This window comes from Nocardioides sp. NPDC023903 (assembly GCF_040639295.1).
Lineage (GTDB): Bacteria > Actinomycetota > Actinomycetes > Propionibacteriales > Nocardioidaceae > Nocardioides.
Genome location: NZ_JBEZZS010000123.1, coordinates 1 through 1,045, shown reverse-complemented (window position 1 = coordinate 1,045; position 1,045 = coordinate 1). Strand labels below are relative to the sequence as shown.

Sequence of the window (1,045 nt, the reverse complement as noted above, 5' to 3'; positions counted from 1 at the left end):
GGCTTCGATTCGGATGCGCTGGAGGGCCGGTAGTTCCAGGAGGAGGTCGGGGGCCTCGGCTCGCATGGCGTCGAGGAGGGCTACGGGGTCGATGTCGTCGCGGAGGTGCACGACTATTTCGGTGTCGGTGCCCGCGAGCGGGGTGGTCGGCACCGGCCAGGCCAAGCGCAGGACCGGGGGTGCGATTGCCGTGAGGTCGTCGGGGACGGCGATACCGATGTCGTGCAAGGCGTTCAGCGTGGCGACGCGGGAGAAGCGGAGGGAACCGGTCGTCGAGCGGACCTCGATCTCGTCGCCGACCGATCGCACGGCGGTGAAGCCGACACCGAAGCGGCCCACCTGCGCGATGCCCGCCTTTCCGGAGGCACGCAGTGCCGTCAGCGCGTGCACCCCGGAAACGCTCAGCGGCGCACCGGTATTCGCGACGTGCAGGCGCCCGTCGAGCACCCGCACGACCAGCTCACCCGCGACACCGGCCTTCGCCGCGGCATCGGCCGCGTTCTGCGCGAGCTCGGTGAGCAACCGGTCCCGGTAGCCCGCGGCCACCAGATCCGCCTCGCTGGCACTGTCCTCGCGTAACCGCGTCGGCGAATCGCGCCACGCGGCAAGCACTCCGGCCCGCAGCTGCGCGGTACCGAACGGGTCACCCGCTCCGTTCAGCGCGACACCGACGATCCGTGCTCACTCAGATCAGCCGACGCGGCCGCCTCGCCGGATTCCGCTTCGCCCGACACCGATGCCTCGCCTTCCGCGGAAGCATCGGCACCCACCTCTGCGGTTTCCGCGGAAGCCTCCACGCCCGACGTAGCCTCGGTTGCCGACGCGGCCTCCGCGCCGGCAGCAGTCGCCTCCGTGTCCGACTCGACCTCCGCAGCCGAGACAACTCCGGTCTCAGCGGCAGCCGATTCGTCGCCGACGCCGAGTTCGGCCTGCGCGGCCGGGACGGTCTCGGTGGGAACATCGGTGTCCGAAGCCAGTTCGGCGGCGATGACCTCGTCAGCCGTCTCCGGCAGGATGCCCTCGGCGAGTGCCGAACGCTCGGCGT

The 1,045-nt window shown here is 71.2% G+C and carries 1 protein-coding gene and 1 pseudogene; both read right to left on the bottom strand.

All coding sequences use genetic code 11. The features are described from left to right. Window positions 1-546 (bottom strand): annotated as a pseudogene (locus AB0F44_RS30410) (hypothetical protein); the annotation flags it as partial. A 110-nt stretch (window positions 547-656) separates the two neighbouring features. Next, on the bottom strand, window positions 657-1,045 hold a 389-nt coding region (locus tag AB0F44_RS30405; protein WP_357361118.1), incomplete at its 5' end, for a hypothetical protein.